The 15,668-nt window shown below is 45.9% G+C and carries 13 protein-coding genes; 9 read left to right on the top strand and 4 right to left on the bottom strand.

The window, feature by feature from the left end; genetic code table 11:
- Positions 1-35 precede the first annotated feature (35 nt).
- The 6 genes from HYN59_RS15335 to HYN59_RS15360 all read left to right on the top strand — a co-directional run bounded on the left by HYN59_RS15335 (position 36) and on the right by HYN59_RS15360 (position 4,961).
- Positions 36-725, top strand: coding sequence for a VIT1/CCC1 transporter family protein (locus HYN59_RS15335; RefSeq protein ID WP_108779120.1), 690 nt, complete (start codon positions 36-38; stop codon positions 723-725).
- Positions 726-837: 112 nt separating this feature from the next.
- Positions 838-2,394: a phosphoethanolamine--lipid A transferase EptA gene (gene eptA, locus HYN59_RS15340; protein ID WP_108779121.1), complete on the top strand. Its 1,557-nt coding sequence runs from the start codon at positions 838-840 to the stop codon at positions 2,392-2,394.
- Between the two features lie 82 nt (positions 2,395-2,476).
- Positions 2,477-3,166 carry a DUF1345 domain-containing protein gene (locus tag HYN59_RS15345; protein WP_108779122.1) on the top strand — a complete coding sequence of 230 codons (690 nt, stop codon included), beginning with the start codon at positions 2,477-2,479 and terminating at the stop codon, positions 3,164-3,166.
- 84 nt (positions 3,167-3,250) lie between these two features.
- On the top strand, positions 3,251-3,784 hold the full coding sequence (locus tag HYN59_RS15350) for an RNA polymerase sigma factor (protein ID WP_108779123.1): 534 nt from the start codon (positions 3,251-3,253) through the stop codon (positions 3,782-3,784).
- The gene (locus tag HYN59_RS15355) at positions 3,765-4,034 is read left to right on the top strand and encodes a hypothetical protein (RefSeq protein ID WP_146185963.1); all 270 of its coding nucleotides are present in this window, start codon (positions 3,765-3,767) and stop codon (positions 4,032-4,034) included. Before HYN59_RS15350 ends, HYN59_RS15355 begins: the two co-directional genes overlap by 20 nt.
- 252 nt (positions 4,035-4,286) lie before the next feature.
- Positions 4,287-4,961 carry an ATP-dependent Clp protease proteolytic subunit gene (locus HYN59_RS15360; protein ID WP_108779125.1) on the top strand — a complete coding sequence of 225 codons (675 nt, stop codon included), beginning with the start codon at positions 4,287-4,289 and terminating at the stop codon, positions 4,959-4,961.
- 190 nt (positions 4,962-5,151) lie between these two features.
- Here HYN59_RS15360 and HYN59_RS15365 read toward each other — a convergent pair whose 3' ends face one another.
- The 4 genes from HYN59_RS15365 to HYN59_RS15380 form a co-directional block, all read right to left on the bottom strand.
- Positions 5,152-6,540: an exonuclease domain-containing protein gene (locus tag HYN59_RS15365; RefSeq protein ID WP_108779126.1), complete on the bottom strand. Its 1,389-nt coding sequence runs from the start codon at positions 6,538-6,540 to the stop codon at positions 5,152-5,154.
- A gap of 144 nt (positions 6,541-6,684) precedes the next feature.
- On the bottom strand, positions 6,685-9,123 hold the full coding sequence (locus HYN59_RS15370; protein ID WP_245895592.1) for a TonB-dependent receptor domain-containing protein: 2,439 nt from the start codon (positions 9,121-9,123) through the stop codon (positions 6,685-6,687).
- Positions 9,101-10,462 carry an HTTM domain-containing protein gene (locus HYN59_RS15375; RefSeq protein ID WP_108779127.1) on the bottom strand — a complete coding sequence of 454 codons (1,362 nt, stop codon included), beginning with the start codon at positions 10,460-10,462 and terminating at the stop codon, positions 9,101-9,103. The genes HYN59_RS15370 and HYN59_RS15375 overlap by 23 nt, the downstream gene beginning before the upstream one ends.
- Before the next feature lie 3 nt (positions 10,463-10,465).
- A complete protein-coding gene (locus tag HYN59_RS15380) occupies positions 10,466-11,566 on the bottom strand; it encodes an imelysin family protein (RefSeq protein WP_108779765.1) in 1,101 nt (366 codons plus the stop codon).
- Positions 11,567-11,713: 147 nt separating this feature from the next.
- Between HYN59_RS15380 and HYN59_RS15385 the strand changes: the two genes are divergently transcribed.
- The 3 genes from HYN59_RS15385 (at position 11,714) to HYN59_RS15395 (ending at position 15,609) form a co-directional block, all read left to right on the top strand.
- Positions 11,714-12,910 carry an imelysin family protein gene (locus HYN59_RS15385; RefSeq protein WP_108779128.1) on the top strand — a complete coding sequence of 399 codons (1,197 nt, stop codon included), beginning with the start codon at positions 11,714-11,716 and terminating at the stop codon, positions 12,908-12,910.
- A 70-nt stretch (positions 12,911-12,980) separates the two neighbouring features.
- Positions 12,981-14,381 carry a di-heme oxidoreductase family protein gene (locus tag HYN59_RS15390; RefSeq protein WP_108779129.1) on the top strand — a complete coding sequence of 467 codons (1,401 nt, stop codon included), beginning with the start codon at positions 12,981-12,983 and terminating at the stop codon, positions 14,379-14,381.
- Between the two features lie 175 nt (positions 14,382-14,556).
- Positions 14,557-15,609 carry a PEP/pyruvate-binding domain-containing protein gene (locus HYN59_RS15395; RefSeq protein ID WP_108779130.1) on the top strand — a complete coding sequence of 351 codons (1,053 nt, stop codon included), beginning with the start codon at positions 14,557-14,559 and terminating at the stop codon, positions 15,607-15,609.
- The last annotated feature ends 59 nt before the right edge of the window (positions 15,610-15,668 follow it).

Below are 15,668 nucleotides of genomic sequence, written 5' to 3' on the forward strand. Positions count from 1 at the left end.
TTAGATTCAAATCCCAGTTTCATTATATAACTACAATGGAAAACGAAACTCATTTTATTAACAGGAGCGGCTGGTTACGTGCGGCCGTGTTGGGCGCAAACGACGGAATCCTTTCTACCACAAGCCTTGCCATAGGCGTTGCTGCCGCAAGTGATACCCGTTCGCCAATTGTACTGGCAGCTATGGCGGGCCTTGTGGCTGGCGCCCTTTCAATGGCTGCAGGCGAATATGTATCAGTGAGCTCCCAAAGTGATGTAGAAAAATCCGATCTTGACCGGGAAATGCGCGAATTATCCGAATTTCCTGAAGAAGAGCTTGAAGAACTCACACAAATCTATATAAAACGAGGACTTACCCCAACGCTTGCCAAAGAAGTCGCATTGCAGTTAACAGCGCATAATGCATTGGAAGCCCATGCACGGGACGAACTGGGCATAAACGAAATTACACAGGCCAAACCCTTACAGGCTGCATTTGCCTCTGCCCTGGCCTTTCTTTGTGGTGGCACGCTTCCTTTTCTTGTAGCGATATTTGCCCCTATAAAAAACATGGTATACCTTCAGTACGGATTTGCAATTGTTTTCCTGGCGCTATCGGGAACATTAGCAGCCGGTGCGGGGGGATCGGGCAAATTCAAGTCGATAGCCCGTATTTGCATATGGGGTACTATTGCCATGGCCGCATCAGCGCTTGTAGGATATCTTTTTGATGTGAATGTAGCTTAGCCCGCTTAATTATAGTAAATAAATCGTAAGCTAATACTAACAGACTTTGCTGAGATAATATTGGTAGCTATAAAGCATATTTGTCATTGATTATCATATTCAAAGAACGCAAATGAAAAAGGCAGAAAGCAGCTACCTGAAGTGGCTCACCATAAAACCTGATCTGAAGGTAACTCATTTTGCTTTATTAATGAGCCTGCTTACTTTTTTGCTCTTCCATTTTCCTTTTTACACCTTTGTATTCAATAACGTTGATTATAACAGCTGGAACGGGATCAGTATCATCATCAGCCTTATTGTGCTGATGCTGGTAGTGAATGCCTTGGCATTTTACCTGATTTTGTTCCTCTCGCGTGTTATTGGTAAATTTCTGTTGGTGCTGTTCTTTATAATCAACGCTATTGCGGTCTATTTTATCGCTACTTATGGCGTCATCATTGACGAAAGCATGATAGGGAATATACTCAATACCAATTATGAAGAGTCAGGCAGCTTCTTTTCATTTAAATTAGTGCTATATGTACTGCTGCCTGGCGTTATACCCTCTATTTATATAGTTAGAGCTAAAATAAAAAACGTCCCGTTAAAGGAATTCCTTATCACTTCTTCGCTCACTCTTCTTTTCATTTTGACATTAGTATTCGCCAATGCTTCCAACTGGCTATGGATCGATAAGAACTCCAAGACGCTGGGCGGGCTGGCAATGCCGTGGTCGTACTCTGTAAATACCCCTCTTTTTTATATCCATAAATCGCAAAAAAATAAAAAGGAAATCTTATTGCCAGGTGCTACCATACAGGATAACAGAAAATCGGTTATGGTGCTGGTCATTGGTGAGTCTGCAAGGAGCATGAACTTTTCACTCTATGGCTATAATAAGAACACAAATCCGCTGCTTTCAAAAACACCAAATGTATCTCATTTTGATGCTTCCTCCTGTGCCACCTACACCACGGCAGGCGTAAAATGCATTTTAGAGCATACGCACACCGATGAGCTGTATGAAATTTTACCCAATTACCTGTACCGTAATAATGTAGAGGTCATCTGGCGGACGACAAACTGGGGCGAACCGCCTTTGCACATTAAAACCTACCAGGGCAGGGATGCTTTAATGCGGCAATGCAAGGGTGAAGGATGCAATTACGATGAGATCCTGCTCACAGGGCTAAAAGAACAGATACTGGCCAGTAAAAAAAACAAGGTTCTGGTCGTATTGCACACCAGTACGAGCCACGGGCCTACTTACAGCAAGAAATATCCGCCGCGGTTTGAAACCTTTAAACCCGTTTGCAACAGCGTTGAATTAGGGAATTGCTCACGGGAAGAGCTGATGAACGCTTATGACAATACCATTGTTTACACCGATTACATCCTGCATGAGGTAATAGAAAACCTAAAGCAATTGAAGGGGTATGACAGTGCAATGCTATTTGTTTCAGACCATGGCGAGTCTTTGGGGGAAAAGAACCTGTACATGCACGGAATGCCTTTAAGCCTTGCGCCTAAGGAACAATATGAAATTCCGTTTATCGTATGGCATTCTGATAGCTCGGGACAGCTAAAGCCTTTAAAAACGGTATCCCAAAACCATGTTTTCCACAGCGTCTTACATTTTTTAAGTGTACAAAGCCCTATTTACGATGAGCAAATGAATATTTTTAAATAAAAGGGCTTGCTTGCGTAGCCGGGATTACAAGAACCCCGGAATTTTTTCTTACTTTGTAGCTTACAAATACAATCCCTTAGTAATGGATAAAAGGTCTCAGGTTTTCAGTTGGATATTTCATTCGAATGGCTATCGCAAGCTATTAGTATCGCTCATTTTTGCCCTCGCCTGTTCAGCCGCACTATTGCCTTTCCACCTTAGCCTCATAACGCGCATTATGGCGGGTTGGGATGTATTTGCCCTTGCCATGACAGGAATGATGTGGTTCCTTTTTTGCACAACTACCGCTGCGGAACAGAAAAGGATTGTAAAAAAACAGGACGATAACATAAGCACCATATTCGCAATCGTGCTTACGGCTGTGTGCATAAGCTTTTCCGGTGCCCTGTTGCTTATATTTAATAACGATAAGCCCTCATTTGATAATAGCGTATCAACCATTGTTACACTAATTGCTATAGGCTTGTCGTGGATATTGTTCCATACAATCTTTACCGTACGTTATGCGCATTTGTACCATGACGACACAATCATAAAGCACGAGAATGGGTCCGGCGGTATAAACTTCCCGAATCCAGATGCGCCCGATTATATTGATTTTGCCTATTTCTCATTTGTGATCGGAATGACCTTCCAGGTATCTGATGTGACCATTTCCTCCAAAACGATACGCAGGTTTGTTTTACTTCACAGCCTCATTTCATTCGTATTCAATACGATAATCGTGGCATTGGTCGTAAATATTATAGCCGGAAGCAAGATCCATGGATGAGGGTTGAAAAGCCGGACAAAAAATATTTTACTTATTGGTGATATTGCATGAATTTTTGCCACTTATCTTTATAAACGTCATATTATGGTTGAAAATAAAACTATCGACAGTGACAGCCGCAAGGCAAGGCTGGAAGCGCTGTACATAAAAGCCTTCCCGCTTGTGGCGCGCTATGTGGCAAAAATGGGAGGCACCCGTGATGAAGCAAAAGATATCTTTCATGATGCACTGCTCCTCTATATGGAAAAAGAATACAGTACAGGTATTAACCTTCAATACAGCGAGGCCTCTTATATCCTGGGCATTGCGCGCCACCTTTGGGCAAAACGCGGTACTGCATCAGCCCATACTATTGAGGAGTTAGCTATAACCCATGACGACCAACATTATACCGAAGTTGCATCGCTCAGACTGTCCGGCCTGCTGGCCAAGGGCGGGCGCAAATGCCTCGAGCTGCTGTCGGCGTTTTATTATGAGAAACTGGATATGGAAAGCCTTGCACAACGTTTCGGGTTTGCGGGGGCGCGTTCGGCTACCGTGCAGAAATTCAAATGCCTTGAGAAAGTAAAAGATGTCGTAAAAGCCAAATCGCTGCAGTATGAAGACTTCATGGAATGAAATGCAGGCCATAGAAAGCTACGTGCTGACTGCCGGTAAGCCTGAAGACCGGGTGCTCTTTCAGGCAAGGCTATTGCTTGAACCGGAGTTGAGGGAAAAGACCTATTGGCAACAGGAAACCTATGCCGTAGCTAATGAATATGGCCGCCTTAGGCTGAAAGAAGATATTGAGCAGATAGCCAATGAAATAGCCATGTCCAAAAAATACGCATCCTTCCGCCAAAAGATCCTGGGTATCTTCAGCAAGTAATCCATACAACATACTATTATCCGTGCACCTTTTTTAAGGTGGCGGCTCCCTCATGCCTTATATGAACTAAAATAGTGAGTTGATCCAAGAATTGTATCACAGTTGTCACTTCGAGCGCAGTCGAGAAGCAAGAAGAACGAAAATGCCGTTTCGATGCCTATGTCGGCAGACAGGCTGCACTTAATATGACATTTTCATTCTTCTTTTAGAAATATAGTTGTTTAAATCTAATTCACATTAAAAACTAAAAATATGAATTCAAAAGAATTCCGCAACTATGCGGTAAAGCACCACAGGATCAACAGCATTTATGTCGACAAGTACATTGCCAATACACAGGCGTATGCCAAGCCGATGGCGCTCACACCCTACATCATGGAAGAACGCCAGCTCAACGTGGCCCAGCTGGATGTATTCTCCCGCCTGATGGTCGACAGGGTCATTTTCCTGGGCGAGGCAGTGGAAGAACGGAATGCCAATATCATACAGGCACAGCTGCTTTTTTTGCAATCGCTCGATGCCCATAAAGACATCCAGCTGTATGTCAATTCGCCCGGAGGTTCCGTTTATGCAGGCTTTGGCATTTACGACACCATGCAATACATCTCGCCCGATGTTGCTACGATTTGTACAGGAGTCGCGCTCTCTATGGGGTCGGTATTACTGTGTGCCGGAGCGGCAGGAAAACGGTCGGCGCTGAAGCATTCGCGCGTCATGATCCACCAGACCTCAAGCGGTGCGCAGGGCACGGCAGCCGACCTTGACATCAGCATAAAGCAAGTTCTTAAAATACAGGAAGAGTTGTACCAAATGATCGCTACGCATAGCGGCCAGACGTATGAAACCATCTGCAAAGTAGGCGAGCGCGATTACTGGATGACTGCCACGGAAGCAAAGGAATTTGGGATGATCGATGAGATACTTTAGAGCAGACTATCTTTCAGGTAAGAAACAATTTAACCACATAGATACATAGATTTTCATAGTTCAGTATGCAAAAAAGCCACAGTAGAGTTGAAGCTTTGCTTCAATCCTATGTTAACTCTAACACATATTATTTAAACTTTTAAAGCAATTTAAACTATGTATCTATGTGGTTAAAATAGAGGGTCAATTATTAAATTTCTATTTCAGCAAGCGGTTTTTGGGCTATAACTTTATTAGGATATTTTGCAGCATAGGAATACAGCAATTGCATGATGTACTGGTTGCTCCGGTAAGGTGTAACATGATCCTTCATTTCCGAAGGCTCTGTAAATCCAATATCCGAAGGGATATAGCCCATGCCATAAAAGTGGCCGTTCTCGACCCAGATACAGCTGCGCTCATCGGCTGAACGGCCTTTATCAAGGATAGCAAAGCTCGGCCTGCTTTTTAAATAAAAGTCAATGGCACTTTCGATTTGCTGGTTATGCTGATCCACTTCAGGCAGGTCTGTGTCATCGGTTCTCCGGTATGCTTCTTCTTCCGAAGGACTGCAGTATTTACAGAACCTGGGGTCGATTTCAAACTGTCCGGCAAGATCCTGGAGCAGTCGTATCCCATCATATAATTGGCCGAACACCTCTATGCATTTCTGGAATTTAGTCACCTTACCTATGGCGAGGTACCGGTAGCCATTGCGGGCTTCATATTCGTAAAGGCCATATTTTGGCTCAAAACGCTTCAGGGCTTTATTATGTACGGGCCATAACTTTTTGATCTCGGTACACTCCAGCAGCAGTGCCATCAGTTCGGTAGCGCAGACCTCAAAAGAAATGCTGTAAATATCCCGCAAAAAATGCTGCCGTTGCGGGGTAATCTTATGGCCGCTAAAATGGGAAGCCACACGTTTTTTCAGGTTGACCGCCTTGCCTACATACACAACTTTTTTCGACTGGTCGTAAAAATAATATACGCCCGGCTTTTCAGGTAATTGCTCAAAATCTTCCGGTGGGAGGTTTGGCGGGAGGCGCTGGTCCTGAGCCGTTTTTTTGATCATTTTATCCATCTCCCCATCGCTGTCCCACTCGAGCAGTTGGGAAAACAATATAGCCGTAGCATCGGCATCGCCGCCGGCACGGTGCCTGTTCTCTAAGGGTATAAATAACGACCGGCAAAGATTCCCCAGGCTATAGGACGACAGCCCCGGCCTGATCTTTCTTGCGGCACGCACCGTACATAATTTTTTCGCCGTCCATTTAAATCCGGCTTCTTCCAACTGGTGGCGGACAAAGGAATAATCGAAATTGACATTGTGGGCAACAAAGATTCGATCTGAAAGCATGCCGAATAGCTTTTCTGCAATGTCATCAAAAACAGGGGCATCTTTCACCATTTCATTGGTAATGCCTGTAAGGGCAAAAATGGGCAGCGGTATCTCCTTTTGCGGATTGACAAGTGTTTCGAAGCGGTCGATTACACTGGTACCGTCATGGATAATGACTGCGATCTCGGTAATACGGCTTCCTCCGGCATTCCCACCGGTAGTTTCGATATCCACTATTGCATATTCAGTCGTCTTCATTTATCACTACCATTAACTGATTGTTCCGCAAATTTATATGAAAATAATTGCTTCAAATGTAGTTTAAATTCTTATATCAAAATATTTTTTGAATAGAATTTTACGGTGAAGGGACTTAAAAACAACCGATTCCGTTAGGCGGTTCTAAATCTTTATCTGCAATGTAGTATATATCGTACGCGGGTCGCTTGGCAGTATGCCCGGCCCCGGATAACCCGTAGCCCTTCGTGTAAAATAATAATTGTTGGTGAAGTTATTAACGCCTGCCTCCAGCTTAAAGTTCTTCCAGGTATAGGAAGCTGAAACGTCAGCCACATAATACGAAGGTACCTGCCCGAATATCCCGAAGGTGTTATCGTTAGGATCGGTTTTGGTATTCCCGCTGTCGGTATATTGTTCTGATAAATAAGTAAGCTGCAAGGATGCTTTAAAGTTGCCCAGCCCAACCGTAGTACCTGCTTTCAGGTTAATAAGCGGGACAAATTCAACCGAATTGCCTTTTGTATTCGGTACGTCGGTCTTTAAATATTGGCTACCGGTAATAGCATTATTTATAAAGGCGGTCCATAAGAAGCTTTCGTTCTCTTTAAAGAACGTATTGCTGATATTCCAGTCGGCCATCACTTCCCAGCCATAAGTAATCGCTGTGCCCACATTGCTCCGGTAGCGCACCACAGCGCCGCTGCCATTGGGGTTTGGCGCCATATACTCGCCTATCTTATCATTATAATAAAGTGCATAGATATTGGTGTCGTAACTAAACCTGTCATCGGTTTTGCCACGAAGGCCAAAGTCGAAAGTGAAGCCCTTCTCATCCGTAATCGATGGGTCGATAGCAAGGCCGGGGCTGGCGGTGCGGATATCGTTGAACGTTACCGAGCGGTAGTTCTGCGATATATTGGCATACCATTCTGCTTTTACCGAAGGCTTATAGCTAAACCCTATCCCGGCAAGGATAAAGTTACGGTTCTTGACCACGTTCTCATTTTCCCGCTGGTCAAGGATAATGTTCCCCGCCTGGTCGGTATTGATGCGGCGCCAGTAGCCATCGGCACGTGTCTTAATATTCTCAAACCTGATGCCCGGCGTGATGGTGAATTTATCCGACAGCCTGAAAATATTTTCGGCAAAGAACGCAAGGTTTAAATTGGGATATACATAACTGCTCTGGTTCGTATAGTATGGAAATTCGGCGTTGGCATAATTAAAATCGGGCCCGCTGCAGCTGCTTCCCGGCCCCTGTTTGGCGGTATTACGCGCCTGGTAGTATTTCATACCGACCATAAAGGCGCTTTTTTGGTTTTTAAGCGAATACTGCTGGAGGAATTTCACTTCGGTGCCCCAGTTTACAAAGTCGCCTTTTATAAGGTCGCGTACCGAGCCGGGGGTATCGGCGTTGCTCACACGGTTGCTAAGATACCCAAGCGCGCTGCGTGAGGCATTGAGCCCAAAAAGCTGCACATTCAGTCGGGCATCATCTGTAAAGGCGTGCTCAAAACGCAGGCTGTAAAGGTTCCAGTTTACATCGAACCAGTTGCGGGTACGGTAGCTTTGGAACATATCCTTGTTAAACATCTGGTCGGTAAGGCCGCCCGGCTGTTTGGCAAGGTAATCGAACAGCGTATAGTCAAAATGAAGCGAGGTTTTCGGGGTAAAGTCGTAATTCAGGTTGATGAAAAAATTACGGCTGTTAAATTGGGAATTAGGCCTGAAGCCATCACCTTGCTTGTAATTAAATAAAGTGTAAAAACTAAATTTCCCCTCGGTAACACTCAGGCTTGTAAAGTTGGTATACAGTCCATAAGACCCGCCGGTATTCCTTACCAAAACCTCCATAGGTTTTGGCGACGGCTTGTGCATTATAAAATTCACCAACCCTCCAAACTGCGTACCATATTGGAGCGATGCCGCCCCGCGCACCACCTGTATGCGCTCCACGCCTTCTGATGGCGGGGTGTAATAGCTTTCAGGATAACCCAGTACGTCGGCGCTTATATCGTAACCGTTCTGGCGCGTATTGAAATTGCTGGTACGGTTCGGGTTAAGCCCCCTCCCGCCAATGTTGAGCTGCAATCCGCCATCCGAATTTTCGCCAAAGGTAAGCCCTACTATCTGGGCATAGATCTGTCTTGTGTTGTTAGTGGCTTTATTTACGGTAAGCCTGTCAACCTCTATCACTTCGGTCTTTTTTCCGGCATAAATCGAGGTGCCTTCTATATCCTTAAGGTGCGTAAGGGCAAAAAGGCGTTCCTTGTTACGCTCAATCACCACCTCGTTGAGCTCAGTAATTTTTTGAAGCATTATAGTGGCCTGCTTCCCGGCGATAACGTCTTCTTCCAAAAGTGCGTAACCTTCCTTATAAAATGCAAGGTGCAATTGTTCTTTTGAAGCATGTATCGAAAATGAACCGTCAGTACCAGTAACTACAGTAGTGCCGTTTTCGGTATCGATGACCTGTACGCCACTAACTGCATTGCTGCTTTCGTCAACTACGATACCCGTATGGGAATACTGTTGTGCCATAAGCTTGTATGGAAATAATGCAATAAGCAATATAAAGCTAAAACCCAGTGATCGTATCATTAAATGGCAGTATCCAGGTTTTGTGGGCAAATGATTCATCTTCTTTCGCAAGGTTAACATCAGGATTAATATAGAGGGTGCTCAGGCGGCCATTGAGGGCCACATAGCTTTCGGCATACACTTTTGGGTCGGCCATCCCTTTGCGGGCGTAAAGGTCGTGCAGAAAATGCGCATATTCCAAAATAAAATCGGGCTGGAACGACATTTGTTTTTCCTGAAAGGCCGTAAGGTAGTCGCGGTTGTTTACATATACCGTTTTCCCGGTGGTGCTGTCGGTTACTTTAAACTGAATGTACCCGGCTTTTTCCATAAGCATTACGCGCCACGAAAACCGGAAGCCTTCCTCCGTCCAGAAGAGCTCGCCCGGATACAGCAGGTAGCGGAATGGGAATAAAAGCTGTATCAATATAAATAATGACAGGAATAATGCTAGGGGTTTATTGGCTACTGCCCTGTGTTGTAAGTTTTCTGTTGGCTGAAGTTTTCCTTTTGAAAATAATTTTGCGATGAAAGCCAGTACCTTTCGGTGGAACTGCGGGCTGAAGAATACCAGCGACGAAATGATCATTACATACGGGAAAACGCCTATGGGGAAAAGGATACGCGTAAGCAAATGGAATACCACGACCAATGTGAAGCCGAAAAGACGGGTGCGTCGGTTGAGCAGCAGGAAAACGATAAAAAGGTCATATACAGCGCCAATATAGCTAAACGCATAGGCTACCCATTCCCTGCCCAGCCACGGCCCGATAATGGGTAAATGCGTATTGCCGGTAAGCCATATTTTTAATGGCATGGCAGCCACAAGCCAGTCGGAGTTTAGTTTTGCCAGCCCGGCATAAAAGTAAACGATGGCGAGCAATACCTTAAGTATATCTACCGTGTAGCGCGGTACGGTATTACTGAAAAGCGAAGGTTTTCTTTTGGCATCCGCCGAAAAAAACACATTGGCAGGCAAAAAGATCAGGACAAAGCTGATAACCGATATGAAATAATAATGGTTGAGATAGGTGGTCTTATCCATCAGCTCTATGTAGGTAAAGCTCAGGAAGAACAGCACGATACCCAGCCGGTAACGGTAACCAAATGCCACCATTAATGCTGAAATGCCGCAAACTATAAAGACCAGATAGGTATATATGCCTATCGGCTTTACCCATTCAAAGCCATAATAGGTAAAATGAAATCCGGGGGTAATATAAAACTTATTGATCCAGCCGTTCATTGCGAAGCGCACAACGCTAAAAAACATCATCAACCCAAAGGCTATCCGGTAAAAAGCCAGGGTAGCGGCATCGGTATAGGTGTTTAAATAGGTATGGAAACGCTGCTGCAACATGGCTTAATCCCCGTCACCGTCTACATAATCGATGCTTATGTTGAGTGCCTGGAGCATATCCAGCTTTTCATAAACGGTCAGTTGCTGCATCGCCTGGTAGGCTGCAAGCATTTTGCTGTTATCGTTAGTGATCTGGTTGCTGAAGCTGTTGTCAAGCTGGGCAACAGCGGCAAGGGCAGCATCGTATTTCGCATTGATAACAGCGCTGAGGTTTTGCCCGTCGCGAACGGCATTAATAGCGTCAAGGTAGCCTTTGAGGCCCGGGCCTGTGGTTTCGGAACCAAAATATTTTCCGTTGAAGAAATCGCGTGAAGCAGTGATCGCCTCGGTAAGCAGCTGGTGGCTCACGTTGTTCCTGTAATAGGCCTCAACTTTATTAGGAAATGTAGTCCCGTTGCTGAAAAGCCCCGCAGGTATGCCAAGTTTAGGCGTACGCACATCTTTCTCAAGGTTCTTTACAAAATTATTTACCGTCTGGTTTATCGGGGCGCTGACCGCTGTACCCGTACCGGCGATAAAAGTAGCACGGTAACCGCCATTCCAGTCGGCAAGGATGCTATCGGCTACAGTTTTAATGTGGGAAGCAAGGTCGGCCACATAGGTACGTGCATTACTATTCCCGCTGTAATAATCGATGATGGCCGCATCATCATTGCCAACGCCATACAGCATATAATCCAGTGCAGGAAAGCCTTCGCGCGCATAGTTTACCGGCTGCGAAAGGTTGTAAGTGCCTGACGCGATATTGCTGTTGATGCCTGCTACATCGGCAGGATACGTATTGCTGCCTTCTATCAGATGGAGCTCAAATGCTTTTGGGTCGTCAAAGATACCCACATGCTGGAAAGCAAGATAGGCTTCGAGCCAGGCAGCGCGTAGCTCATCAAGGCCCTGCTGTGACGGGGCTGCAGAAAAAGCCGTTGCCTTAGCACTGAGGACATTTGCCTTAGCCTGGTAATTTTCGAATGATGGTACTATTATATTATCGGCCCAGCTGGTCATCAGCGCTGTACGGTCATAGTTTCCTGTATTTACATTACTATTGTCGGAAGACGAACATGCAGCAGCCAATACTGCAAGGCTAAGAACAAGTATCTTTTTCATCTCAAAAAATTTGTGCAAAGGTATGAACATAGGTTATTTATTTATAACTATTCCAAATAATTTTTACATTTCTTCGAAAATTATTTTTATCTAATATAAAACTTCCTATTTTTGCGCTGTTTTTAATCAATCTAAATAAAATCAGGGATGAAAAAAATAACTTTCAGCTTACTTCTGCTCGCGGCTTCGGGCCTTGTTATAACCGCGTGTAATAATGATGATGATAATTCCGGCAACAGCAATGTTACCAAAAGGCAGGTCATAGAAAACTACGCCGATATCGTTGCACAAAATTACCAGGATGCCCTTGATGATGCCAACGACCTTGAGGCAGCCATCAACGATTTTACAGCCAACCCTACGCAGGCAAAATTCGATACTGCCAAAGCTGCATGGAAAACCGCACGTGAAAGCTATGGTACTACCGAGGCATTCCGTTTTGCAAACGGCCCGATAGACAACGACCAGGACTTTGATGCCCCTGAGCCACTAATGAACGCCTGGCCGCTTGACGAAGCTTATATTGATTATGTGAATGATAGCAACTCTCCTGATTACGGAGGTGGTATCATCAACAAACCGGCAATTTACCCTACGATAACAAAACAACTCTTGGTTGACCTTAACGAAGGTGCAGATGAAAAGAGCATCTCTACAGGCTACCACGCCATTGAATTTTTACTATGGGGCCAGGACCTTACTGCTCCTGCGGCCAACCAGCCGGGATTAAGGCCTTATACCGATTATGTTGACGGCGGCACTAATAGCAACCAGGACAGGAGAAGAGCCTACCTTAATGCGGCTGCCGACCTGCTTACCGACCACCTGACCTATCTTGTAAACCTTTGGAAAGTGGGCGGATCGTACAGGAATACTTTCCTTGCTTTACCTGAGGGAACAGCGCTACAGAACATTTACCTTGGCATCATTACGCTTGCGGCATCTGAATTGCCTGTAGAGCGTATGTCGGTTGCCCTCGAGAATGCCGACCAGGAAGATGAGCACTCCTGCTTTAGCGATAACACGCACCGTGACATCCACCTGAACCTACAAGGCATTATAAATGTGTATGAAGGCAAATACGGCAACATTGACGGCGCATCATTGGCCGACCTGGTAAGGCAGGCGAACAACACACAATACCAGGCTATCGAAATGGCTATCAGTTCAGCTACTAATGATATTGCGGCTATTTCTATCCCTTTCGACCGTGCGATAAGCGGTGGCCCTACAAGCACTGAAGGCGCTAAAGTAAAAACTGCGTACCTCCAGATCATTTCCCTTTCGCAGGAACTTCTTGCAGGCGCGACAGCCTCGGGAGTTGTGGTAAACGGCATTGACTAATATTTGTTCCGATATAGAATAATTTATAAAGAGTGCCGTAATTTTGCGGCGCTCTTTTTACAGTTTATAAATGAAAACGTTACAACTTTCCGTCCTTATATTATCCTGCCTCCTTGCAATATCATGCAATGACGAGCAGGGCGGCTACCAAACCCTTACTGCCGAAGATGGCGAACAGTTCAGCGGCGGTACATCTACAGTGATCAATGCTACCGAAGAAGCCTTTGGTTTTGCCTCGGCTACCCTGACACCGGACCAATCGGTTGATTTTGGCGTGGGGAACTCGCTTTTCAGGCAAAGCTGGGTAACGGCACCGTCGTCTACTACGGCGCGTGACGGGTTAGGCCCGTTTTTCAATGCGATATCCTGCAGCTCCTGCCACTTTAAGGACGGACGCGGACGTCCGCCTGCCTTTGATGGCGAAATGGGTAAAGGATTGCTTTTAAGGCTGAACATACCTGGAATGGATGAATGGGGTGCCGGGCTGCCCGACCCTATCTACGGACACCAGCTACAGGACAATGCATTGCTGGGCATTACCCCGAAAGGGAATTACACTATCACGTACCAAAATATTAATGAAACACTCGCGGACGGAACGGTGGTAACACTACAATCGCCAACCTACCACATCAATGCACCGGGCTACGGGCCCTTGGGGGCCGGCCTGCTTGTATCGCCCCGCGTGGCTAACCAGGTTATTGGGCTTGGCCTGCTTGAAGCTGTGCCGCACACTACCTACCTTAACTTTGCAGACGAAGCCGATACCAACGGCGATGGCATTTCGGGCAGGGCAAATTATGTATACGACAAAGAAAGCAACAGCATCAAAATGGGGCTTTTCGGGTGGAAGGCCAACCAGCCGAGCATAAAGCAGCAGATAGCAGCCGCATTCCTGAACGATATGGGCATTACCTCGCCTGTATTCCCTGACGAATATGCCCCGACAGGCTTTGACATCAGCGTCATACCTAACGGCGGCACGCCTGAAATACCCGATGTAGCCTTCAACCGTGTGCTACTGTATTCGCAAACACTATCGGTTCCCGTAAGGCGCAACTACGATGCGCAAAACGTGCTTCGTGGAAAGCAATTGTTTACCGACCTTAAATGTGCTTCCTGCCACATCCCTAAGATGCAGACAGGTAATGACTACCCTATCGCAGGCCTTCGCAACCAGACGATACGCCCATATACCGATATGCTCCTGCACGATATGGGACCCGGCCTTGCTGACGGAACCCCGGACTTTCTTGCCACGGGAAGCGAATGGCGTACCCAGCCGCTTTGGGGCATAGGGCTCATCAACACCGTGAACGGGCATACGCAACTGCTCCACGACGGGCGGGCGCGCAATGTTACCGAAGCCATACTTTGGCATGGCGGCGAGGCACAGCAATCGAAAGAGATGTTTATGGAACTCAGCACACAGGAACGGCAGGACCTGCTGGATTTTATAAATTCGCTTTAATACTGTTATTCATTGACACAATAAATAAAATTAACCGGGCACATCAAATTGTCCGGTTTTTTTATGCTTCAAATTCCGGTTTGTGACACAGGTCATTTACCGGATCGGCCATCTGTCATAGTTTTGCCGTTGTTGCGGATAGTGCCTTATACCGCCGCGACTTAAAAATGATGTGATGGAACGATCTGTAATAAAATTCAATGAGGCCGGAATAGAGGATGTTACGGAAGTCGGAAGTAAAAATGCGGCTTTGGGCGACCTTTACACTAATGGTGCCACTTCAGGCCTGCATATTCCCGATGGCTTTGCGGTAACGGTTGGCGTTTTTAAGCAATTCATGGATCATAACAATCTTGAGGGATCGTTGCAACAGCTTATGGAACGGCTGGACAGGACGGATTTTTCAAACCTTAGTGAAACCGGTAATGCCGCCCGCAGGCTTATCATGGATGCTAAATTCCCAAGGGCACAGGAACAGGAGGTTACAAATGCCTACGCCGCCCTTTTCCCTTTAAAAAATGGCGATGTGGCAGTACGCAGCAGTGTATTTGCAAAAGGGCATCAATATTTTTTCCCTGAAGGGCTGCATGAGTCGCACCTCAATATCAGGGGGCCGCTTGCACTCATTTATGCCATAAAATGTTGCTATGCCTCGCTATACAGTAACAGGGCCATCAAATTCAGGGAAATGCACGGCATACCGCATGGTTCCGTACAGCTTTCTATAGGTATACAGTGCATGGTACGCGCCGGTACAGGATGTTCCGGCATTGGCTACACATCGCATACTGTTCCCCGTTTTCCAGATGCAGTGCGCCTTACTGCCAACTGGGGGCTTGGCCAAAACACCCTGCCGGAAACCTGGGACGAATACATTATCCCTAAGACATTACAGAATGCAGGATACGGTATACTGAAAACCATAGGCACCAAAAGCAGGATGACGGTGTATAAAGATATCTCTGCCGGTACCAACTCTATACTGACCGTTATTACCCCTCCTGAACTGCGCGAAAAAGCCGTGCTTGATGATGCAGGGATATTGGAACTCGCACGGATGGCAATATTGCTGGAAGCGCACTACAGTTATCCTGTAGTATTTGAATGGGCCAACGATGGGGAGGAAAACCTGTTTTATATTACCGGCATACGACCTGCTGTAACGGGCAGCTGCGACAGTAACAACATGAACGCTGCACCGCTTCCGGAAAGACGGGATATTGCTTAAGCATTTATTTATATGATAACACTACAGATTTTTCCCGATATTTGTTCTTAGTAAAAGAC

The organism is Flavobacterium album, from assembly GCF_003096035.1.
Taxonomy (GTDB): Bacteria; Bacteroidota; Bacteroidia; order Flavobacteriales; family Flavobacteriaceae; genus Flavobacterium; species Flavobacterium album.

Excerpts from the sequence above, each read along its gene's own strand:
- HYN59_RS15335 (WP_108779120.1), top strand. The coding sequence starts at position 36 with ATGGAAAACGAAACTCATTTTATTAACAGGAGCGGCTGGTTACGTGCG.
- eptA (WP_108779121.1), top strand. The coding sequence starts at position 838 with ATGAAAAAGGCAGAAAGCAGCTACCTGAAGTGGCTCACCATAAAACCT.
- HYN59_RS15375 (WP_108779127.1), bottom strand. The coding sequence starts at position 10,462 with ATGTTGCAGCAGCGTTTCCATACCTATTTAAACACCTATACCGATGCC.
- HYN59_RS15355 (WP_146185963.1), top strand. The coding sequence starts at position 3,765 with ATGAAGACTTCATGGAATGAAATGCAGGCCATAGAAAGCTACGTGCTG.
- HYN59_RS15395 (WP_108779130.1), top strand. The coding sequence starts at position 14,557 with ATGGAACGATCTGTAATAAAATTCAATGAGGCCGGAATAGAGGATGTT.
- HYN59_RS15345 (WP_108779122.1), top strand. The coding sequence starts at position 2,477 with ATGGATAAAAGGTCTCAGGTTTTCAGTTGGATATTTCATTCGAATGGC.
- HYN59_RS15380 (WP_108779765.1), bottom strand. The coding sequence starts at position 11,566 with ATGAAAAAGATACTTGTTCTTAGCCTTGCAGTATTGGCTGCTGCATGT.
- HYN59_RS15385 (WP_108779128.1), top strand. The coding sequence starts at position 11,714 with ATGAAAAAAATAACTTTCAGCTTACTTCTGCTCGCGGCTTCGGGCCTT.
- HYN59_RS15365 (WP_108779126.1), bottom strand. The coding sequence starts at position 6,540 with ATGAAGACGACTGAATATGCAATAGTGGATATCGAAACTACCGGTGGG.
- HYN59_RS15370 (WP_245895592.1), bottom strand. The coding sequence starts at position 9,123 with ATGATACGATCACTGGGTTTTAGCTTTATATTGCTTATTGCATTATTT.
- HYN59_RS15390 (WP_108779129.1), top strand. The coding sequence starts at position 12,981 with ATGAAAACGTTACAACTTTCCGTCCTTATATTATCCTGCCTCCTTGCA.
- HYN59_RS15360 (WP_108779125.1), top strand. The coding sequence starts at position 4,287 with ATGAATTCAAAAGAATTCCGCAACTATGCGGTAAAGCACCACAGGATC.
- HYN59_RS15350 (WP_108779123.1), top strand. The coding sequence starts at position 3,251 with ATGGTTGAAAATAAAACTATCGACAGTGACAGCCGCAAGGCAAGGCTG.